Below are 18,233 nucleotides of genomic sequence, written 5' to 3'. Positions count from 1 at the left end.
ATCAATCGACCTCTTCCACAGTCACGATGTGGCGGACAGCGTTGATCATTCCCCGGATCTCGGGGCGATCTTCCTGCACCACAACGTCGTTGGTCCGCTTGAGACCGAGCGAACGCAGCGTGTCGCGCTGGCTCTGACGGTATCCGATTGCGGACTTGCGCTGAGTAATCTTGAGCTTTGCCATCAGGACTTCGCCCCACTTTCAGCGGCTGCTCGCAGCAGTGCGTGCGGAGCAACCTCGTCGACGGGCAGGCCGCGGCGAGCCGCAACCTCTTCCGGACGCTCGAGGCCCTTCAGCGCGGCGATCGCGGCGTGCACGATGTTGATCGCGTTCGCCGAGCCCAGCGACTTGGACAGGACGTCCTGGACGCCTGCCGCATCGAGGACCGCACGGACGGGTCCACCGGCGATGACTCCGGTACCCGGAGCGGCCGGACGCAGCAGGACGACGCCTGCAGCCTCCTCGCCCTGGATCGGGTGCGGAATGGTCTTCTGGATGCGGGGAACGCGGAAGAAGTTCTTCTTCGCTTCCTCGACACCCTTGGCGATGGCGGCAGGAACTTCCTTCGCCTTGCCGTAGCCCATGCCGACCATGCCGTCGCCGTCGCCGACCACGACGAGAGCCGTGAAGGAGAACCGACGTCCGCCCTTGACGACCTTCGACACGCGGTTGATCGTGATGACGTGTTCGATGAACTGGTTCTTGTCTTCACGGTCGTTGCGACCGCCGCGTCCGCGACCTTCGCCGCGTCCGCGACCCTGACCGCCCTGTCCGCCCTGGCCGCGGCCACGGGAAGAACGGTCACCGCTGTTGTCGGTGCGGGTCTCAGCAGCTGCCTGCTGTTCCTTGTTCTCTTCAGTGCTCATAGGGCCAATCCTCCTTCACGGGCACCTTCGGCGATTGCCTGCACACGGCCGTGGTAGGCATTGCCTCCACGGTCGAAGACGACGGATTCGATTCCGGCGTCCTTGGCACGCTGAGCAACCAGCTCGCCCACCTTGCGGGCCTTGCCGGTCTTGTCGCCTTCGAATGTCCGCAGGTCGGCTTCCATGGTGGAGGCCGAAACCAGGGTCTTGCCGACGGTGTCGTCGATGACCTGGACGAAGACGTGGCGCGTGGAGCGAGTCACTGAGAGGCGAGGGCGCTCGGTCGTGCCGCTGACATGCTTGCGCAGTCGAGCGTGACGACGCTTGCGAGCAGCTGCCCTGCCTTTGCCGTAGCTTTCCTTCTTGCCAAAGGCCATCTTTACTTACCAGCCTTTCCGACCTTGCGACGGACGATTTCGCCGGCGTAGCGCACGCCCTTGCCCTTGTAAGGCTCGGGCTTACGCAGCTTCCGGATGTTCGCAGCCGTCTCACCGACGAGCTGCTTGTCGATTCCGTGGACAGCGACCTTGGTCTGGCCGTCGACGCTGAAGGAGATTCCCTCCGGCGGTTCGACGACGATCGGGTGGCTGTAGCCGAGGGCGAACTCGAGGTTCGATCCCTTGGCCAGGACACGGTAACCGGTTCCGACGATCTCGAGGGCCTTGGAGTAGCCATCGGTCACACCGACGATCATGTTGTTGATGAGCGTACGGGACAGTCCGTGCAGCGAACGCGATTCGCGCTCCTCGTCCGGACGGGCCACTGTGATGACACCGTCTTCGAGCGAGACCGTGATCGGCTCGGCGATGGTGACGGACAGCTCGCCCTTAGGTCCCTTGACGGCGACATCCTGGCCGTCGACCTTGACCTCGACGCCGCTGGGAACGGAGATCGGGTTCTTGCCAATACGTGACATGTTCTTCTCTCCTTCCTTTACCAGACGTAGGCGAGGACTTCCCCACCCACACCCTTCTTGGCGGCCTGACGGTCCGTCAGGAGACCTGACGAGGTCGACAGGATGGCGATGCCGAGGCCGCCGAGAACCTTGGGCAGGTTCGTGGACTTCGCGTAGACGCGCAGTCCCGGCTTCGACACACGGCGCAGGCCGGCGATCGAACGTTCCCGGTTGGGTCCGAACTTCAGGTCCAGGAGCAGCGTCTTGCCGACTTCGGCGTCTTCGACGCTCCAGCCGGTGATGTAGCCCTCGGTCTTGAGGATCTCGGCGATGTTCGACTTGAGCTTCGAGAACGGCATGCTGACGTCCTCGTGATAAGCCGAGTTGGCGTTGCGCAGACGCGTAAGCATGTCTGCGACTGGATCAGTCATTGTCATTTGGGCACGTGCCCTTCCTCGTTACGGTTTCCGCCCACATGCTGTGCTTGGACCTGCAACGTAGCGATTATTTTTGCTTGAACGGGAACCCGAGGTGACGCAGCAGTGCACGTCCCTCATCGTCGGTTGCCGCGGTGGTGACGACGGTGATGTCCATACCGCGGACACGGTCGATCCGGTCCTGGTCGATCTCGTGGAACATGGACTGTTCCGTGAGGCCGAAGGTGTAGTTGCCGTGTCCGTCGAACTGACGATCCGAGAGTCCACGGAAGTCGCGGATACGCGGCAGTGCCAGAGTGATGACGCGGTCGATGAACTCCCACATCCGAGCTCCACGCATGGTCACGTGGGCGCCGATGGGCTGACCTTCGCGCAGCTTGAACTGTGCGATGGACTTGCGGGCACGGGTCACGACGGGCTTCTGACCGGTGATCAGAGTCAGGTCGTTGATCGCGCCTTCGATCATCTTGGAATCGCGTGCTGCGTCACCCACACCCATGTTCACGACGACCTTGGTCAGTCCGGGAACCTGCATGGGGTTGGCGTAGTTGAACTCTTCCTGCAGCTTCGCAACGATCTCTTCGCGGTAAATCTGCTTGAGACGCGGTGCGGGACGGCTGGTGGTTGTTTCCGTCATCAGATCTCCTCCCCGGTGCGACGCGAGAAGCGAACCCGAACGGTCTTGGTGCGACCGTCGCGCTCGACGCTCTCCTCGCGGTATCCGACGCGGGTGGGCTTGTTGTCCTTGGGGTCAACGAGCGCCACGTTGGACACGTGGATGGGGGCTTCGTGGGTCTCACGGCCACCAGCGGTGCCGCCGGCCTGAGTCTGCGTAGCCTTCTTGTGCTTGATCACGCGGTTGACGCCCTCAACGAGGACGCGGTTGCGTTCGGGGTAGACGGCAAGGACCTTGCCCTGCTTGCCACGATCGCCACCACGGGACTGCCGAGCGCCGGCGATGACCTGGACGAGGTCGCCCTTCTTGATATTGAGCTTGTTCGCCATGCTCACAACACCTCCGGTGCCAGGGAGACGATCTTCATGAACTTCTTGTCGCGGAGTTCGCGTCCCACGGGCCCGAAGATACGGGTGCCGCGCGGTTCCTCATCGTTCTTGAGGATGACGGCTGCATTCTCATCGAACTTGATGTACGAACCGTCGGGACGACGACGTTCCTTGGCAGTGCGAACGATGACGGCCTTGACGACGTCACCCTTCTTCACGTTTCCGCCCGGGATCGCATCCTTGACGGTTGCCACGATGGTGTCACCGATCGAGGCGTAGCGCCGACCGGAGCCACCCAGGATCCTGATTGCCAGGATCTGCTTGGCGCCAGTGTTGTCGGCGACTTTGAGTCGCGACTCTTGCTGAATCACTATTTTCTCCTGTCGTCGCGCTGGTTCTCACGCCTTGAGCGTGAGCCTTGCGGAACGGATTCATTGACATTTCACCCCGTTCCCGGTAGCCGCCCGCGGCCTGCAGGAGGCCGCGGGCGGGACCGGGTGGGTGGGGTGGCGTTGACTACTTGGCGCGTTCGACGATTTCGACGAGCCGCCAACGCTTCGCGGCCGAAAGGGGCCGCGTCTCGGCCACGAGGACGAGGTCGCCGATGCCGGCGGTGTTCTCTTCGTCGTGAACCTTGTACTTGACCGACTTGCGCATGACCTTGCCGTAGAGGCGGTGCTTCATGCGCTCCTCAACCTCGACGACGATGGTCTTGTCCATCTTGTCGGATACGACGTAACCACGTGCGGTCTTGCGGGAGTTGCGTTCCGCAGCAGTGGCCTCGGTATTCGTGGTCTCCGCCATCACTTGCTCTCTTCCTTGGCATCAGCGGGGTTCGGACGGATGTCCAGCTCCCGTTCGTTGAGCACGGTGTAGATACGAGCGATGTCGCGACGCACGGCCTTGAGGCGACCGTGGCTCTCCAGCTGACCGGTGGCCGACTGGAAACGCAGGTTGAACAGCTCGGCCTTGGCCTTCTTGAGCTCTTCCTGCAGACGCTCGTTGTCGTAACCGTCAAGCGCGTCGATGGAAAGGTTCTTCGAACCGATAGCCATTCTCACTCACCACCTTCGCGGGCCACGATACGGGCCTTCAGCGGAAGTTTGTGGATCGCCAGGCGCAGGGCCTCGCGAGCAACTTCCTCGGACACACCGCCGAGTTCGAACATGACTCGACCGGGTTTGACATTGGCGATCCACCACTCCGGCGAACCCTTACCGGAACCCATGCGGGTCTCGGCAGGCTTCTTCGTCAGCGGGTGATCAGGGTAGATGTTGATCCACACCTTGCCGCCGCGCTTGATGTAGCGGGTCATGGCAATACGTGCGGCCTCGATCTGACGGTTGGTGACATAAGCCGGCTCGAGAGCCTGGATGCCGTAGTCACCGAAGGACACCGTCGTGCCTCCCTTGGCGGCGCCGCCCCGGTTGGGGTGGTGCTGCTTGCGGAATTTCACTCGACGAGGGATCAGCATTTCTCAGCCCTCCGATCCGGCCTCAGCCGCGGGGGCTTCGGCACTGTTCTCAGTATTACGGGCCTGGTCGCCTCGGCGCGGTGCGCCTTCCTGACCACGTCCGCGGCCTCCACGACCGCGCCCACGGCCACGCGGGCCACGAGCAGCAGGAGCCTTGGCCTGCTCGGCGGCAAGCTCCTTGTCGGTCATGTCGCCCTTGTAGATCCACACCTTGACGCCGATGCGTCCGAAAGTGGTGTGGGCTTCGTGAACGCCGAAGTCGATGTTCGCGCGCAGGGTGTGCAGCGGCACACGACCTTCACGGTAGAACTCGGACCGGCTCATCTCAGCACCGCCGAGGCGGCCGGAGCACTGCACGCGGATGCCCTTGGCACCTGCGCGCTGCGCGCTCTGGATCGCCTTGCGCATCGCACGGCGGAAGGCCACGCGGCTGGCGAGCTGTTCGGCAACACCCTGAGCGACGAGCTGTGCGTCGACCTCGGGGTTCTTCACCTCAAGGATATTGAGCTGAATCTGCTTGCCGGTGAGCTTTTCGAGCTGACCGCGGATGCGGTCCGCTTCGGCTCCGCGACGGCCGATGACGATGCCCGGACGTGCGGTGTGGATGTCGACGCGAACACGGTCACGCGTGCGCTCGATGTTGACCTTCGAGATGCCGGCCCGCTCGAGACCGGTGTTCAGAATCTGGCGGATCTTGACATCTTCGAGCACGTAGTCGCGGTAGCGCTGCCCCGGCTTGGTCGAGTCAGCGAACCACTTCGACTTGTGATCCGTGGTGATTCCGAGTCGGAATCCATTCGGATTGATCTTCTGGCCCATTAGCGGTTCCCCTTCCGGCTCTTGCGCTGAGGCAGGTCGTCACCGCTGGCCAGGACCACTGTCACGTGGCTGGTGCGCTTCTCGATGCGAAAAGCGCGGCCCTGGGCACGCGGACGGAACCGCTTCATGGTCGGCCCCTCGTCCACGAAGGCTTCGGAGATGACCAGTTCGTTCTCGTCGAACGCAACGCCTTCCTCGTCGGCCCGGACACGCGCATTGGCGATGCCGGAGGCCACGAGCTTGTAAATCGGATCTGATGCCGACTGTTCTGCAAACTTCAACACTGCAAGTGCTTCGGTCGCCTGCTGACCACGAATGAGGTCGATGACGCGCCGAGCCTTGCGAGGCGTAACGCGCAGGTAACGCGCCTTAGCCTTGGCTTCCATCGCTTCCTTCTCTCTTCTCTAGGATCGAAAGAGTGCCCCGCCTCAGCGGCGGCGCCCCTTGCGATCGTCCTTTTCGTGGCCACGGAACGTCCGTGTCGGTGCGAACTCGCCGAGCTTGTGTCCGACCATCGACTCAGTGATGAAGACGGGGACATGCTTGCGTCCGTCATGTACTGCGATGGTGTGTCCCAGGAAGTCCGGGATGATCATCGAGCGACGAGACCAGGTTTTGATGACATTTTTGGTGTTCTTCTCGTTCTGACGAGCCACCTTCTGGAAGAGGTGTTCGTCGACGAAAGGACCCTTTTTGAGGCTACGAGGCATAAGTCAGTACTCCAATCAGCGCTTCTTGCCGGTCCGGCGACGGCGCACGATGTACTTGTCGCTCTCTTTGTTCGGCCGGCGTGTGCGGCCCTCCAACTGACCCCACGGGCTGACTGGGTGACGACCACCCGAAGTACGGCCCTCGCCACCACCATGCGGGTGGTCGATCGGGTTCATCACGACACCGCGGACGGTCGGGCGCTTGCCCTTCCAACGCATGCGGCCTGCTTTGCCCCAGCTGATGTTCGACTGCTCGGCATTGCCGACCTCGCCGATCGTCGCACGGCAGCGCGCATCGACGTTGCGGATTTCGCCCGAGGGCATCCGCAGCTGTGCGAAACGGCCGTACTTCGCCACGAGCTGCACGGACGAACCGGCAGAACGAGCGATCTTGGCACCGCCGCCGGGACGCATTTCGACTGCGTGCACGACAGTGCCGACCGGGATGTTGCGCAGGGCAAGGTTGTTGCCCGGCTTGATGTCTGCACCCGGACCGGCTTCCACCTGTGCGCCCTGCTTGAGGTTCTGCGGGGCGATGATGTAGCGCTTCTCTCCGTCTGCGTAGTGCAGCAGAGCGATGCGAGCCGTACGGTTCGGGTCATATTCGATGTGTGCGACCTTCGCCGGAACGCCATCTTTGTCATGGCGGCGGAAGTCGATGACACGGTACTGACGTTTGTGACCGCCGCCCTGGTGGCGAGTGGTCACGCGTCCCTGACTGTTGCGGCCGCCGCGCTTGGGCAGCGGGCGCAGAAGCGACTTCTCCGGTGTAGACCGGGTCACTTCGACGAAGTCGGCGACCGACGAGCCACGGCGGCCCGGGGTCGTCGGCTTGTGCTTACGGATTCCCATGAGTCTTGTCCTTCTTTGACGAAGGATCGCTTAGAGCGATCCACCGAAGATGTCGATCGATCCGTCCTTGAGGGCGACGATGGCACGCTTGGTGTCCTTGCGCTTTCCCCAACCGGTGCGGGTGCGGCGGCGCTTGCCCTGACGGTTCAGGGTGTTCACCTTGGCAACCTGCACATCGAAGATCGTTTCAATGGCTTGCTTGATCTCGGTCTTGTTCGAGTCCTGGTCGACGAGGAAGGTGTACTTGCCTTCGTCCATCAGGCTGTAGGTCTTCTCCGAGACGACCGGAGCGACGATGATGTCGCGCGGGTCCTTGAAGTTCAGACTCATGATGCGTCCTCCGATTTGCGGTTTCCGCTCAGGAACGCGGCAAGAGCTGCCTCGGTGAACACGATGTCATCGGCGAGCAGCACATCATAGGTGTTGAGCTGATCGGAGGTGAGCACGTGAACGTGGGGCAGGTTGCGCACGCTCAGGTAGGTGAGCTCGTCGTCACGCTCGAGCACCACGAGAGTGTTCTTGCGCTCGGACAGGCCGGCCAGTGCGGCCTTCGCCTGCTTGGTCGACGGGGCGTCGCCGGTGACCAGGTTCTTCATCACGAAGACCTGATCGAGCCGTGCGCGGTCGGACAGGGCTCCGCGCAGAGCGGCGGCCTTCATCTTCTTCGGGGTCCGCTGCGAGTAGTCGCGCGGGACCGGTCCGTGCACGATTCCGCCGCCGTTGTACTGGGGAGCGCGGATCGAACCCTGACGGGCGTTGCCGGTTCCCTTCTGGCGGTAGGGCTTGCGACCGCCACCGCGAACTTCGGAGCGGGTCTTCGTCTTGTGCGTGCCCTGACGGGCCGCAGCCAGCTGTGCAACGACGACCTGGTGGATCAGGGGCACGTTGGTCGGCACGCCGAAGACCTCGGCGGGCAGATCAACCGAACCGGCCTTGGCACCAGCGGCATCGATGACGTCGACTGTCTTGACATCAGTCATTACGTTCAGGCCTCCTTCACGGCCGAGCGAACGAGGACGACTCCACCCTTGGGGCCGGGAACGGCGCCCTTGATGAGCAGGAAGTTGTTCTCGTTGTCCACGGCATGGATCGTGAGGTTCTGGGTGGTGTGCTTGACAGCGCCCATACGGCCGGCCATGCGCATACCCTTGAACACGCGACCAGGTGTTGCGGCTCCGCCGATCGAACCTGGCTTGCGGTGGTTGCGGTGCTGACCGTGGGAGGCACCGACACCGGCGAAGCCGTGACGCTTCATGACACCGGCGGTTCCCTTGCCCTTGGTCTTCGCGGTCACATCGACCTTGATTCCGGCTTCGAACGTGTCGACGCCGAGTTCCTGGCCGAGCTCGTAGTCAGCAGCATCTGCAGTGCGCAGTTCGACCAGGTGACGGCGTGGGGTCACACCGGCCTTTTCGAAGTGGCCTGCAGTCGGCTTGTTGACCTTGCGAGGATCGATTTCGCCGAATGCGATCTGCACAGCGGGGTAACCATCGGTTTCCTCGTTGCGGACCTGAGTTACGACGTTGTTTCCGGTGGCCACAACGGTCACCGGTACGAGGTTGTTCTGCTCATCCCAGACCTGGGTCATGCCCAGCTTGGTTCCCAGCAGGCCCTTGACCTTGCTGGTGGTCGGGAGAGCGGATGAACGAGTGTTCGCCATTGCTGCCTCCCTTAGAGCTTGATCTCGATGTTGACGTCGTCAGCGAGGTCGAGGCGCATCAGCGAATCGACCGCCTTCGGCGTCGGGTCGACGATGTCGATCAGACGCTTGTGCGTGCGCATCTCGAAATGCTCACGGCTGTCCTTGTACTTGTGCGGCGAACGGATGACGCAGTACACGTTCTTCTCCGTTGGCAACGGCACGGGGCCCACTACAGTCGCGCCAGCGCGAGTGACGGTGTCCACGATCTTGCGTGCGGCACTGTCAATCACAGCGTGGTCGTACGACTTGAGCCGAATGCGGATCTTCTGTCCCGCCATGGCGTCGTCTCTTTCTTTAGTTGCTTCCGGCCATCAACTCGCAGAGGCTCGAAGGCTCACTGCCGTCTGTGCCGGCTGACCATGACCGACCCCCGAGGTCGGGCGTGTCGGCTATTCCTACCGGAGAAGATCTCACTTCACCGCAGGCGCCGACGGCGCTTCTACTCATTGGCTGCTCGGTCCGAACCCGCATGGTGCAGATTCATCGATCCGATAGTGTTTCGGGCTGTTCGCGGTATCACTACCGCAGTGCAGGGGTCAACGCCCGAAACGCAACTTCACTATCTTGTCATAGAGCACTTCACCCGCGCAATTCCGGGGACCGTGCCTGTGAGGGAACTCTCAAGGATTCAGTGAGGCACTTCTGTTCTCGCCTCGCGCTCCGCGCCCCTCGGCTGCTCATCCACCTGCACCGTCCGATCGAGCACTGACGACACCGGCTGGAAATGACGACCATTGCCCGGGCATACAGAAGGGGCCGCAGTCCCGAAGGACTGCGACCCCAACCTGTGGTGCTCAGTCAGTCAGATCAGGCGGTGATCTTGGTGACTCGACCGGCGCCGACGGTGCGGCCACCTTCGCGGATTGCGAAGCGGAGGCCGTCCTCCATGGCGATCGGCTGGATGAGCTCGACCGACATATCGGTGTTGTCGCCGGGCATGACCATCTCGGTGCCCTCGGGCAGCGTGATGACACCGGTGACGTCCGTGGTCCGGAAGTAGAACTGCGGACGGTAGTTCGAGTAGAACGGGTTGTGACGTCCGCCCTCGTCCTTGCTCAGGATGTAGACCTGAGCCTCGAACTTGGTGTGCGGGGTGATCGAACCCGGCTTCACGATGACCTGACCGCGCTCAACATCCTCGCGCTTGGTGCCGCGGAGGAGCAGACCGACGTTCTCACCTGCACGGGCATCCGGCAGGGTCTTGCGGAACATCTCGATAGCGGTGACAGTCGTCTTGGACGACTTCTCCTTGATGCCGACGATTTCGATTTCGTCGTTCGGCAGGAGCACGCCGCGCTCGACACGACCGGTGACGACGGTTCCACGACCGGTGATCGTGAAGACGTCCTCGACGGGCATGAGGAACGGCTTGTCGACATCGCGCTCCGGCTCCGGAACGTTGTCATCGACGGCAGCCATGAGATCCTGAACGCTCTTGACCCACTTCTCGTCGCCTTCCAGCGCCTTGAGAGCGGACACCGGAATGACCGGAGCGTTGTCTCCGTCGAAGTCCTGGCTCGAGAGCAGGTCGCGGACCTCGAATTCGACGAGCTCGAGGAGCTCCTCGTCATCGACCATGTCGGACTTGTTCAGAGCCACGACGATGTAGGGAACGCCGACCTGACGCGCGAGCAGCACGTGCTCACGGGTCTGGGGCATCGGTCCGTCGGTAGCGGCGACGACGAGGATCGCACCGTCCATCTGAGCGGCACCGGTGATCATGTTCTTCACGTAGTCGGCGTGACCCGGGGCATCGACGTGAGCGTAGTGACGCTTCTCCGTCTGGTACTCAACGTGCGAGACGTTGATGGTGATGCCGCGCTCCTTCTCCTCAGGTGCGTTGTCGACCTGGTCGAAGGCGCGAGCCTCATTGAGATCCGGGTACTGATCCGCCAGGACCTTGGTGATCGCAGCGGTCAGGGTGGTCTTTCCGTGGTCAACGTGGCCGATGGTGCCGATGTTGACGTGCGGCTTAGTCCGTTCGAAACTAGCCTTTGCCACTGGGTTCCTCCTCGTGGTTGGAATAAGATATGCGGTTCATATCTTAGACCTTGTGTTGGTTATCTTTCATTCCGGAGACCATGTTCTTGATCACCGGGGCGACCGGAATTCGGAGATTACTCTCCGCCGCGCACCTTCTGGATGATCTCCTCGGCAACAGCCTTCGGGACCTCCGCATAGCTGGAGAAAGTCATCGAATACACCGCACGGCCCTGGGTCTTCGACCGCAGATCACCGATGTAGCCGAACATCTCCGACAGCGGGACCACAGCCTTGACGACCTTCACACCGGAAGCATCGTCCATCGACTGAATCTGTCCACGCCGGGAATTCAGGTCGCCGATGACGTCACCCATGTATTCCTCAGGGGTACGCACCTCGACGTCCATGACCGGCTCGAGAAGAACCGGGTTCGCCCGCTGGACGGCCTCCTTGAAGACCATCGAACCGGCGATCTTGAATGCCATCTCCGAAGAGTCGACATCGTGGTAGGCGCCGTCGACCAGAGTGGCCTTGACACCCACCATGGGGTAACCGGCCAGGGCACCGAGCTGCATGGCGTCCTGGATGCCGGCGTCGACGCTCGGAATGTACTCGCGCGGAACGCGTCCGCCCGTGATGGCATTCTCGAACTCGTAAATCGTATCGCCTTCGACCTCGAGAGGTTCGAAGGTGACCTGGACCTTCGCGAACTGTCCCGATCCACCCGTCTGCTTCTTGTGGGTGTAATCGTACTTCTCGACAGTGCGACGGATGGTCTCACGGTAGGCGACCTGCGGCTTGCCGACGTTCGCCTCGACCTTGAACTCGCGACGCATGCGGTCGACGAGGATGTCGAGGTGCAGCTCGCCCATTCCGCGGATGACGGTCTGGCCGGTCTCGTCGTCAAGCTCGACCTGGTAGGTCGGGTCTTCCTTGACGAACTTCTGGATGGCCGACGACAGCTTCTCCTGGTCGCTCTTGGTCTTCGGCTCGATGGCCACGGAGATCACAGGCTCCGGGAAGGTCATCGATTCGAGAGCGATCGGGTTGGCCGGGTCGCTGAGCGTGTCGCCCGTCGTGGTCTCCTTGAGACCGATGAAGGCGTAGATGTGGCCGGCGAACGCCTCTTCGACAGGGTTCTCCTTGTTGGAGTGCATCTGGAAGAGCTTGCCGACGCGTTCCTTCTTGCCCGACGAGGTGTTGAGCACCTGTTCGCCGGACTTCACATGACCGGAGTACACGCGCACGTAGGTCAGCGATCCGAAGAACGGGTGGGAGGCGACCTTGAAGGCCAGAGCCGAGAACGGCTCGTCCGTCGAAGGCTTGCGGGTCAGTTCCTCTTCGTCGTTGCTCGGGTTGTGTCCGATCATCGGAGGCACGTCGAGCGGTGAGGGGAGGTAGTCGATGACCGCGTCGAGCATGGGCTGCACGCCCTTGTTCTTGTAGGCGGAACCGCACATGACCGGGAAGGCCTCGGACTTGATGACGAGTTCGCGGATGCCGGCCTTGATCTCAGCCGTCGTGAGCTCTTCGCCCTCGAGGTACTTCTCCATGAGCTCTTCCGAGTTCTCGGCGACGTCCTCGACGAGCTGCGCACGATACTGAACAGCCTTGTCCTTGAGATCCTCGGGGATCTCGACCTCGGTCATGTCCTGACCCATCTTAGTCTCGTCGGGCCAGATGTAGGCCTTCATCTCGAGCAGATCGACGACACCGGCGAATTCGCTTTCGGCACCGATCGGCAGCTGGATGACCAGCGGCTTCGCGCCGAGGCGCTCCTTGATGGTGTCGACGGTGAAGTAGAAGTCAGCACCGAGCTTGTCCATCTTGTTGACGAAGCACACGCGCGGAACGTCGTACTTGTCGGCCTGACGCCACACGGTCTCCGACTGGGGCTCGACGCCCTCTTTGCCGTCGAACACGGCGACGGCACCATCGAGGACGCGCAGCGAACGCTCGACCTCGACCGTGAAGTCGACGTGACCGGGGGTGTCGATGATGTTGATCTGGTTGTTGTCCCAGTAGCAGGTCGTCGCGGCCGACGTGATCGTGATGCCGCGCTCCTTCTCCTGGTCCATCCAGTCCATGGTGCCGGCGCCGTCGTGGGTCTCGCCCATCTTGTAGTTCACGCCGGTGTAGAAGAGGATGCGTTCGGTCGTCGTTGTCTTACCGGCATCAATGTGGGCCATGATGCCGATATTACGGACCTTGTTCAGGTCGCTGAGCACGTCAAGTGCCACGGTGTCTCTCTCTCGATCGATGATTTGCTCGACTCCCCTGTGCAGCCGGCCGGCGGCACTCGCGGACGAGGTCCGCCGACCGGCGCGCAGGGCAGACGATTACCAGCGGTAGTGGGCGAAGGCCTTGTTGGACTCGGCCATCTTGTGAGTGTCCTCGCGGCGCTTGACTGCTGCGCCGAGGCCGTTGCCGGCGTCGAGGATCTCATTCATGAGCCGTTCGGTCATGGTCTTCTCACGGCGCTGGCGGGAGTATCCCACGAGCCACCGCAGAGCCAGAGTGGTCGAACGAGCCGGACGAACATCAATCGGCACCTGGTAGGTCGCACCGCCGACGCGGCGGGAGCGGACCTCGAGGGACGGACGGATGTTGTCGAGAGCCTTCTTCAGGTTGACAACGGGGTCGTTGCCGTTCTTCTCGCGGGTGCCTTCGAGAGCGCTGTAGACGATCCGCTCTGCGGTCGAGCGCTTGCCGTCGAGCAGGATCTTGTTGATCAGCTGCGTGACGAGCGGTGAGCTGAAGACCGGGTCAACGACGATCGGTCGCTTGGGTGCAGGACCTTTGCGTGGCATTACTTCTTCTCCCTCTTCGCACCGTACTTGCTGCGGGCCTGCTGGCGACCCTTGACGCCCTGGGTGTCGAGCGAACCGCGGACGATCCGGTAGCGGACACCGGGCAGATCCTTGACGCGGCCACCGCGCACGAGCACGATCGAGTGCTCCTGCAGGTTGTGTCCCTCGCCCGGGATGTAGGCGGTCACCTCGATCTGGCTCGAAAGCTTGACACGAGCGACCTTGCGAAGAGCCGAGTTCGGCTTCTTGGGGGTGGTGGTGTACACACGGGTGCACACTCCACGACGCTGCGGGCTGCCCTTGAGGGCAGGAGCGTCCGATCCTGCTGTATTGACATGCCGTCCCTTGCGGACGAGCTGTTGGATTGTCGGCACTAAGCGTTCTCCATTTGCTTCTCGATAGACCTAATTCCCAATGCCGGCCACGACCGCAGTCGCCTCTGTGAACCGTGGGACATATCCGACCGGACACCGGGTGAAGCTTGGCTCCCGATGCCAGTAACCACGCGAGTCATCGACCCCTGCGCCCGGGTGTGTCGCAAGGACACGGAAGCACAGAGACGACATCTCGGCGGCCTGCATCGACGACTTCTCTCAGGGATTCCGAGCCTCACAGAACACTCGGCAGGATCGATCGACGACGCAGATAACACAATCAGTCGCCTACCAGAATATCTCTCTCGAGCACGTCTGGTCAAAATGGCGATCATCCATCTTACCTCTCCGCACCGGCGAAATCACGCAGCACTCCCCTCGCCCGATCAACCACACGGCTCACCAGCGTATTCACAGACCGGCGGCGCACTTCTCAGCACTCGGCGAACCACGGTCGCCGCCTGGGGCGGATTCACAGCGATTCCGGTCGGCCGCCTCGGCGAGGACCCATCCCCACTTTCCTTGACTCGTTCAAGAGAAGCAGGCATTCTGGTGCTGTGAAAGGGACGAAGCATGAACACGACGACGCCGCTGCGGCTCTGCGGCAGACGTCGCTGCGCGTGACGAAACAGCGGGTCGCAGTCCTCGGTGCCGTGCGGGATCACCCGCATGCCGACACCGAGACCGTGATCCGCTCGGTGCGGGAATCGCTGCCGGCGGTCTCCCACCAGGCTGTCTATGATTCGCTTCACACTCTGACCGAGGTGGGGCTCGTCCGCTGCATCAGGCCTGCGGGCTCGGTGGCGCGGTACGAGCGTCGCATCGGGGACAACCACCATCATCTGGTGTGCCGATCGTGCAATCTCATCGTCGATGTCGACTGCACGATCGGGCAGGCTCCGTGCCTGACCCCGTCCCATGATGCCGGCTTCGTCATCGAGCAGGCCGAAGTGACGTTCTGGGGTCTGTGCCCCGACTGCGCGGCCGCCGGTGCTCAGCCGACCGGCGACGATCAGTTCTCGGTCGTGTGACTCCGGCTTCCGTTCACCACCACCCGTCTTCTCCCGAGGACACGACTATGCCCTTTCTGCGAGGGTTGCCCATCCCGTCATCCGAGTCGTCGAATGCGACTCGACTGTGAAAGGAACACGATGACCCAGACGACCACCGGCGGCTGCCCGGTCGCACACACTTCCACGGAACCGGCGGCGCCGGATTCCGACCAGTTGGTCAATCCCGTCCAGGGTGATGCCAACGCTCAGTGGTGGCCCAATCGGCTCAACCTCAAGATCCTCGCCAAGGGTCAGCCGGCACGCGACCCCATGGACCCCGACTTCGATTACGACGCGGAGTTCAACAGTCTCGACTACTACCAGCTCAAGGCCGACATCGAAGCACTGCAGAAGGACAACCAGGACTGGTGGTCCGCTGACTTCGGGCACTATGGTCCGTTCATGATCCGCATGGCCTGGCACTCGGCCGGCACCTACCGCGTGCAGGACGGCCGCGGCGGCGGCGGCGAAGGCCAGCAGCGGTTCGCACCGCTGAACTCCTGGCCCGACAACGTCTCACTCGACAAAGCTCGTCGCCTGCTGTGGCCGGTGAAGAAGAAGTACGGCAAGAAGATCTCCTGGGCCGACCTCTTCATCCTCGCCGGCAACGTCGCGCTCGAATCGATGGGCTTCAAGACCTTCGGCTTCGCCGGCGGCCGCAAGGACGTCTGGGAACCCGACAACGATGTGTACTGGGGCTCCGAGACCGAGTGGCTGGGCACCGACAAGCGCTATGTGGGCAACCGTGAGCTGCAGAAGCCCCTGGCCGCGACCACCATGGGACTCATCTACGTCAACCCCGAGGGCCCCGAAGGCGAACCCGATCCGGTCAAGGCCGCGATCGACATCCGCGAGACCTTCGGACGGATGGCCATGAATGACGAGGAGACCGTCGCTCTCATCGCCGGTGGACACACCTTCGGCAAGACGCACGGTGCCGGCCCCGAATCTCACAAGGGCGCCGACCCGGAGGCCGCCCCGCTCGAAGAGCAGGGTCTGGGCTGGAAATCCGACTTCGGTTCGGGCCAGGGCAATGACTCCATCGGCTCGGGCATCGAGGTCACGTGGACCTACCACCCGACCCGCTGGGACAACGAGTTCTTCCACATCCTCTTCGCCTACGAGTGGGAGGTCTTCGAGAACGAAGGCGGACACCTGCAGTGGCGGCCCAAGGACGGCGGCGGAGACGATATGGTCCCGATGGCCCAGGGCGACGGACGCCGCGAGCCCCGCATGCTCACCACCGACCTGTCGCTGCGCTTCGATCCCATCTACGAGAAGATCTCCCGCCGCTTCAAGGATGATCAGAAGGCGTTCGAGGACGCCTTCGCCCGCGCCTGGTTCAAACTCACCCACCGCGATATGGGTCCCGCGACCCGTTACCTCGGTCCCGAAGCTCCGGCCGAGGAGCTCATCTGGCAGGACCCGGTCCCGGCCGGAACTCCGCTCGATGACGCCGGCCTCGAAGCCGTCAAGGCCGCTGTCCGTGAGTCCGGTCTGACCGTCTCGCAGCTCGTATCGACGACCTGGGCCGCCGCGTCGTCCCACCGCGTCTCGGATATGCGCGGCGGAGTCAACGGCGGTCGTCTGCGCCTCGAACCGCAGCGCAGCTGGGAGGCCAACGAGCCTGCCAAGCTCGCCGAGGTGCTCCCGGTACTCGAGGGCATCGCCGAGTCCACCGAAGCATCGTTTGCCGATGTGCTGGCGATCGCCGGTGCCGTCGGAGTCGAGTCCGCTGCCGCTGCGGCCGGTCACCCGGTTACGGTTCCGGTCTCCACGGGTCGCGGCGACGCCACCCAGGAGCAGACCGATGTCGACTCCTTCGGCTACCTCGAGCCGACCCACGACGGCTTCCGGAACTACCTCACCGAGGGCCTTCCGCTCAAGGCCGAGTACCTCCTGCTCGACAAGGCCAGCCTGCTGGGTCTGACCCCGCCCGAGCTCACGGTCCTCATCGGCGGACTCCGCGTCCTCGGTGTGAACTACGAGGACTCCGCTCTCGGTGTCTTCACCGACCGGCCCGGAGAACTGACGAACGACTTCTTCGTCAATCTGCTCGAGCTCGGCAACGTCTGGAAGCCCGTCGGACCGTCCGAGACCGCCAATGTCTACGAGTGCTTCTCCCCCTCGGGCGAGAAACTCTGGACCGGCAGCCGGATCGACCTCCTGTTCGGAGCGAACTCCGAGCTGCGCGCGATCGCCGAGGTCTACGGCTCGGATGACGCGAACGAGAAGTTCGTCGCCGACTTCGTCAGGGCCTGGACGAAGCTCGTCGAAGCCGATCGCTTCGACCTCAAGCGCTGATCCGGCGACGGTCGCCGAGGTGACCGACGCGTCAGCATGACGATGCCCCCACCGATCGGTGGGGGCATCGTCTGTGCCGCACTGATATCAGCAGCGTTCACTCGTCCCGGTTGAGCACGGCGAATCCGGTGAAGATCCGGTCGAAGTGCGCGACGGCTGCGTTCTCGATCGTCGTCTCGTCGGTGCCTGCCGAGGTGGTGTCAGCGCTCGCGTCCGATCCGTCGGAGTCGGAGGCGCTGCCGTCCGAGCTGGATCCATCGGAGCCGGACCCGTCGGAGGAGTCCCCGGAGTCGGTGCTGCCGTTCTGGTTTCCCGGCATTCCGTTGGACTGTCCGCCGGGCATGCCGCCGCCGTTGGACTGCCCGCCGGGCATGCCTCCGCCGTCGGACTGTCCGCCGCCGTCCTGAGCACCGCCCTGTTGGCCGCCCATTCCGCCGAGTCCGTTCTGGCCTCCCGGGCCCTGGCTCGTCCCCGAATCATTCGACGCTGTTGCCGCCGATACCCCGATCGCTCCCCCGGCGAGACCGCCGACGACGAACAGGGCCGAACCGGCGAGCACCGCCGGGACGAGCGGGACTCTCCGCTTCTGCTTCCGCGGTCCTGCGGTGCTGCCGAACTGTGTACTCTGCGCAGACTGTTCGTAGGGGTTCACCCACGGCCGCTGACCCTCCGGGACCCCGGCCTGCGGATCGGGTGCCGAGCGCGTGGTCTGCTCGGCCCATCCGTTCGCACGGCCTTGGTCGGCCGGTGGCGATTGCATTGCCCAGTTGGGTCCGGCATGAGGTCCTGCCGTGCCCTGCGCTTCGATCCTGCGAGTGGTGTCCGCGCCGTTCGAGTCCGGCGCTGCATTCTCCGCGTGGTTCCGGTTCTCCTCGTGGTTGCGGTTCTGGTCGGGGTTCTGGTTCTCGGTCATGGAATCTCCTCTGGTTGTCGGTGATACCACTCTCGG

26 protein-coding genes are annotated in these 18,233 nt (G+C 63.1%); 2 read left to right on the top strand and 24 right to left on the bottom strand.

All coding sequences use genetic code 11. The annotated features are described in order from the left end of the window. Position 1: 1 nt before the first annotated feature. The 23 genes from rpmD to rpsL form a co-directional block, all read right to left on the bottom strand. Positions 2-184, bottom strand: a complete 183-nt coding sequence (gene rpmD / locus ACTIIH_RS07725) for a 50S ribosomal protein L30 (RefSeq protein WP_025777914.1) — start codon at positions 182-184, stop codon at positions 2-4. Next, positions 184-867: a 30S ribosomal protein S5 gene (gene rpsE, locus ACTIIH_RS07720; RefSeq protein ID WP_025777915.1), complete on the bottom strand. Its 684-nt coding sequence runs from the start codon at positions 865-867 to the stop codon at positions 184-186. Before rpsE ends, rpmD begins: the two co-directional genes overlap by 1 nt. Next, complete coding sequence (rplR, locus tag ACTIIH_RS07715; protein ID WP_025777916.1) at positions 864-1,244, bottom strand: 50S ribosomal protein L18; 381 nt, start codon at positions 1,242-1,244, stop codon at positions 864-866. Before rplR ends, rpsE begins: the two co-directional genes overlap by 4 nt. A 2-nt stretch (positions 1,245-1,246) precedes the next feature. After that, positions 1,247-1,783 (bottom strand): 50S ribosomal protein L6, encoded by a 537-nt coding sequence (gene rplF / locus ACTIIH_RS07710; RefSeq protein WP_025777917.1) that lies wholly within the window; start codon positions 1,781-1,783, stop codon positions 1,247-1,249. Between the two features lie 17 nt (positions 1,784-1,800). Next, positions 1,801-2,199 (bottom strand): 30S ribosomal protein S8, encoded by a 399-nt coding sequence (rpsH, locus tag ACTIIH_RS07705; protein ID WP_025777918.1) that lies wholly within the window; start codon positions 2,197-2,199, stop codon positions 1,801-1,803. Positions 2,200-2,266: 67 nt separating this feature from the next. Beyond that, positions 2,267-2,836, bottom strand: coding sequence for a 50S ribosomal protein L5 (gene rplE, locus ACTIIH_RS07700; RefSeq protein WP_025777919.1), 570 nt, complete (start codon positions 2,834-2,836; stop codon positions 2,267-2,269). Next, positions 2,836-3,204, bottom strand: a complete 369-nt coding sequence (gene rplX, locus ACTIIH_RS07695) for a 50S ribosomal protein L24 (protein WP_025777920.1) — start codon at positions 3,202-3,204, stop codon at positions 2,836-2,838. Before rplX ends, rplE begins: the two co-directional genes overlap by 1 nt. 2 nt (positions 3,205-3,206) lie before the next feature. After that, a complete protein-coding gene (gene rplN, locus ACTIIH_RS07690) occupies positions 3,207-3,575 on the bottom strand; it encodes a 50S ribosomal protein L14 (protein ID WP_025777921.1) in 369 nt (122 codons plus the stop codon). 145 nt (positions 3,576-3,720) lie between these two features. Beyond that, positions 3,721-4,008, bottom strand: coding sequence for a 30S ribosomal protein S17 (gene rpsQ, locus ACTIIH_RS07685; RefSeq protein ID WP_025777922.1), 288 nt, complete (start codon positions 4,006-4,008; stop codon positions 3,721-3,723). Next, entirely contained in the window at positions 4,008-4,259 is a 252-nt protein-coding gene (gene rpmC / locus ACTIIH_RS07680) for a 50S ribosomal protein L29 (RefSeq protein ID WP_025777923.1), read from the bottom strand. Before rpmC ends, rpsQ begins: the two co-directional genes overlap by 1 nt. 2 nt (positions 4,260-4,261) lie before the next feature. After that, positions 4,262-4,678 (bottom strand): 50S ribosomal protein L16, encoded by a 417-nt coding sequence (gene rplP / locus ACTIIH_RS07675; protein ID WP_025777924.1) that lies wholly within the window; start codon positions 4,676-4,678, stop codon positions 4,262-4,264. 3 nt (positions 4,679-4,681) lie between these two features. After that, complete coding sequence (gene rpsC, locus ACTIIH_RS07670) at positions 4,682-5,497, bottom strand: 30S ribosomal protein S3 (RefSeq protein WP_025777925.1); 816 nt, start codon at positions 5,495-5,497, stop codon at positions 4,682-4,684. Beyond that, positions 5,497-5,883 carry a 50S ribosomal protein L22 gene (rplV, locus tag ACTIIH_RS07665; protein ID WP_025777926.1) on the bottom strand — a complete coding sequence of 129 codons (387 nt, stop codon included), beginning with the start codon at positions 5,881-5,883 and terminating at the stop codon, positions 5,497-5,499. Before rplV ends, rpsC begins: the two co-directional genes overlap by 1 nt. Positions 5,884-5,925: 42 nt before the next feature. Further along, positions 5,926-6,207, bottom strand: coding sequence for a 30S ribosomal protein S19 (gene rpsS, locus ACTIIH_RS07660; protein ID WP_025777927.1), 282 nt, complete (start codon positions 6,205-6,207; stop codon positions 5,926-5,928). Between the two features lie 15 nt (positions 6,208-6,222). Next, the gene (rplB, locus tag ACTIIH_RS07655; RefSeq protein WP_025777928.1) at positions 6,223-7,059 is read right to left on the bottom strand and encodes a 50S ribosomal protein L2; all 837 of its coding nucleotides are present in this window, start codon (positions 7,057-7,059) and stop codon (positions 6,223-6,225) included. 30 nt (positions 7,060-7,089) lie between these two features. Next, positions 7,090-7,389: a 50S ribosomal protein L23 gene (gene rplW / locus ACTIIH_RS07650; protein ID WP_025777929.1), complete on the bottom strand. Its 300-nt coding sequence runs from the start codon at positions 7,387-7,389 to the stop codon at positions 7,090-7,092. Further along, entirely contained in the window at positions 7,386-8,039 is a 654-nt protein-coding gene (gene rplD, locus ACTIIH_RS07645) for a 50S ribosomal protein L4 (protein WP_025777930.1), read from the bottom strand. The genes rplW and rplD overlap by 4 nt, the downstream gene beginning before the upstream one ends. Positions 8,040-8,044: 5 nt before the next feature. Continuing rightward, complete coding sequence (gene rplC, locus ACTIIH_RS07640; RefSeq protein ID WP_025777931.1) at positions 8,045-8,719, bottom strand: 50S ribosomal protein L3; 675 nt, start codon at positions 8,717-8,719, stop codon at positions 8,045-8,047. Between the two features lie 11 nt (positions 8,720-8,730). Next, positions 8,731-9,039: a 30S ribosomal protein S10 gene (gene rpsJ / locus ACTIIH_RS07635; protein ID WP_009379191.1), complete on the bottom strand. Its 309-nt coding sequence runs from the start codon at positions 9,037-9,039 to the stop codon at positions 8,731-8,733. A 529-nt stretch (positions 9,040-9,568) separates the two neighbouring features. Beyond that, a complete protein-coding gene (tuf, locus tag ACTIIH_RS07630; RefSeq protein WP_101555467.1) occupies positions 9,569-10,762 on the bottom strand; it encodes an elongation factor Tu in 1,194 nt (397 codons plus the stop codon). A gap of 116 nt (positions 10,763-10,878) precedes the next feature. Further along, positions 10,879-12,984: an elongation factor G gene (fusA, locus tag ACTIIH_RS07625; protein ID WP_025777933.1), complete on the bottom strand. Its 2,106-nt coding sequence runs from the start codon at positions 12,982-12,984 to the stop codon at positions 10,879-10,881. Positions 12,985-13,083: 99 nt separating this feature from the next. Then, positions 13,084-13,554, bottom strand: a complete 471-nt coding sequence (gene rpsG, locus ACTIIH_RS07620) for a 30S ribosomal protein S7 (protein ID WP_025777934.1) — start codon at positions 13,552-13,554, stop codon at positions 13,084-13,086. Continuing rightward, entirely contained in the window at positions 13,554-13,928 is a 375-nt protein-coding gene (gene rpsL / locus ACTIIH_RS07615) for a 30S ribosomal protein S12 (protein ID WP_025777935.1), read from the bottom strand. The genes rpsG and rpsL overlap by 1 nt, the downstream gene beginning before the upstream one ends. Before the next feature lie 557 nt (positions 13,929-14,485). Between rpsL and ACTIIH_RS07610 the strand changes: the two genes are divergently transcribed. Both ACTIIH_RS07610 and katG read left to right on the top strand, forming a co-directional pair. Further along, positions 14,486-14,959, top strand: coding sequence for a Fur family transcriptional regulator (locus ACTIIH_RS07610; protein WP_101555465.1), 474 nt, complete (start codon positions 14,486-14,488; stop codon positions 14,957-14,959). Positions 14,960-15,079: 120 nt separating this feature from the next. After that, a complete protein-coding gene (gene katG / locus ACTIIH_RS07605; protein WP_101555464.1) occupies positions 15,080-17,284 on the top strand; it encodes a catalase/peroxidase HPI in 2,205 nt (734 codons plus the stop codon). A 97-nt stretch (positions 17,285-17,381) separates the two neighbouring features. Here katG and ACTIIH_RS07600 read toward each other — a convergent pair whose 3' ends face one another. Beyond that, on the bottom strand, positions 17,382-18,197 hold the full coding sequence (locus ACTIIH_RS07600) for a hypothetical protein (RefSeq protein WP_441451322.1): 816 nt from the start codon (positions 18,195-18,197) through the stop codon (positions 17,382-17,384). Positions 18,198-18,233: the final 36 nt, after the last annotated feature.

The organism is Brevibacterium sp., assembly GCF_052105255.1.
Lineage (GTDB): Bacteria > Actinomycetota > Actinomycetes > Actinomycetales > Brevibacteriaceae > Brevibacterium > Brevibacterium linens_B.
The sequence above is the reverse complement of the archived record's forward strand: the minus strand, read 5'-3'. Positions and strand labels throughout refer to the sequence as shown.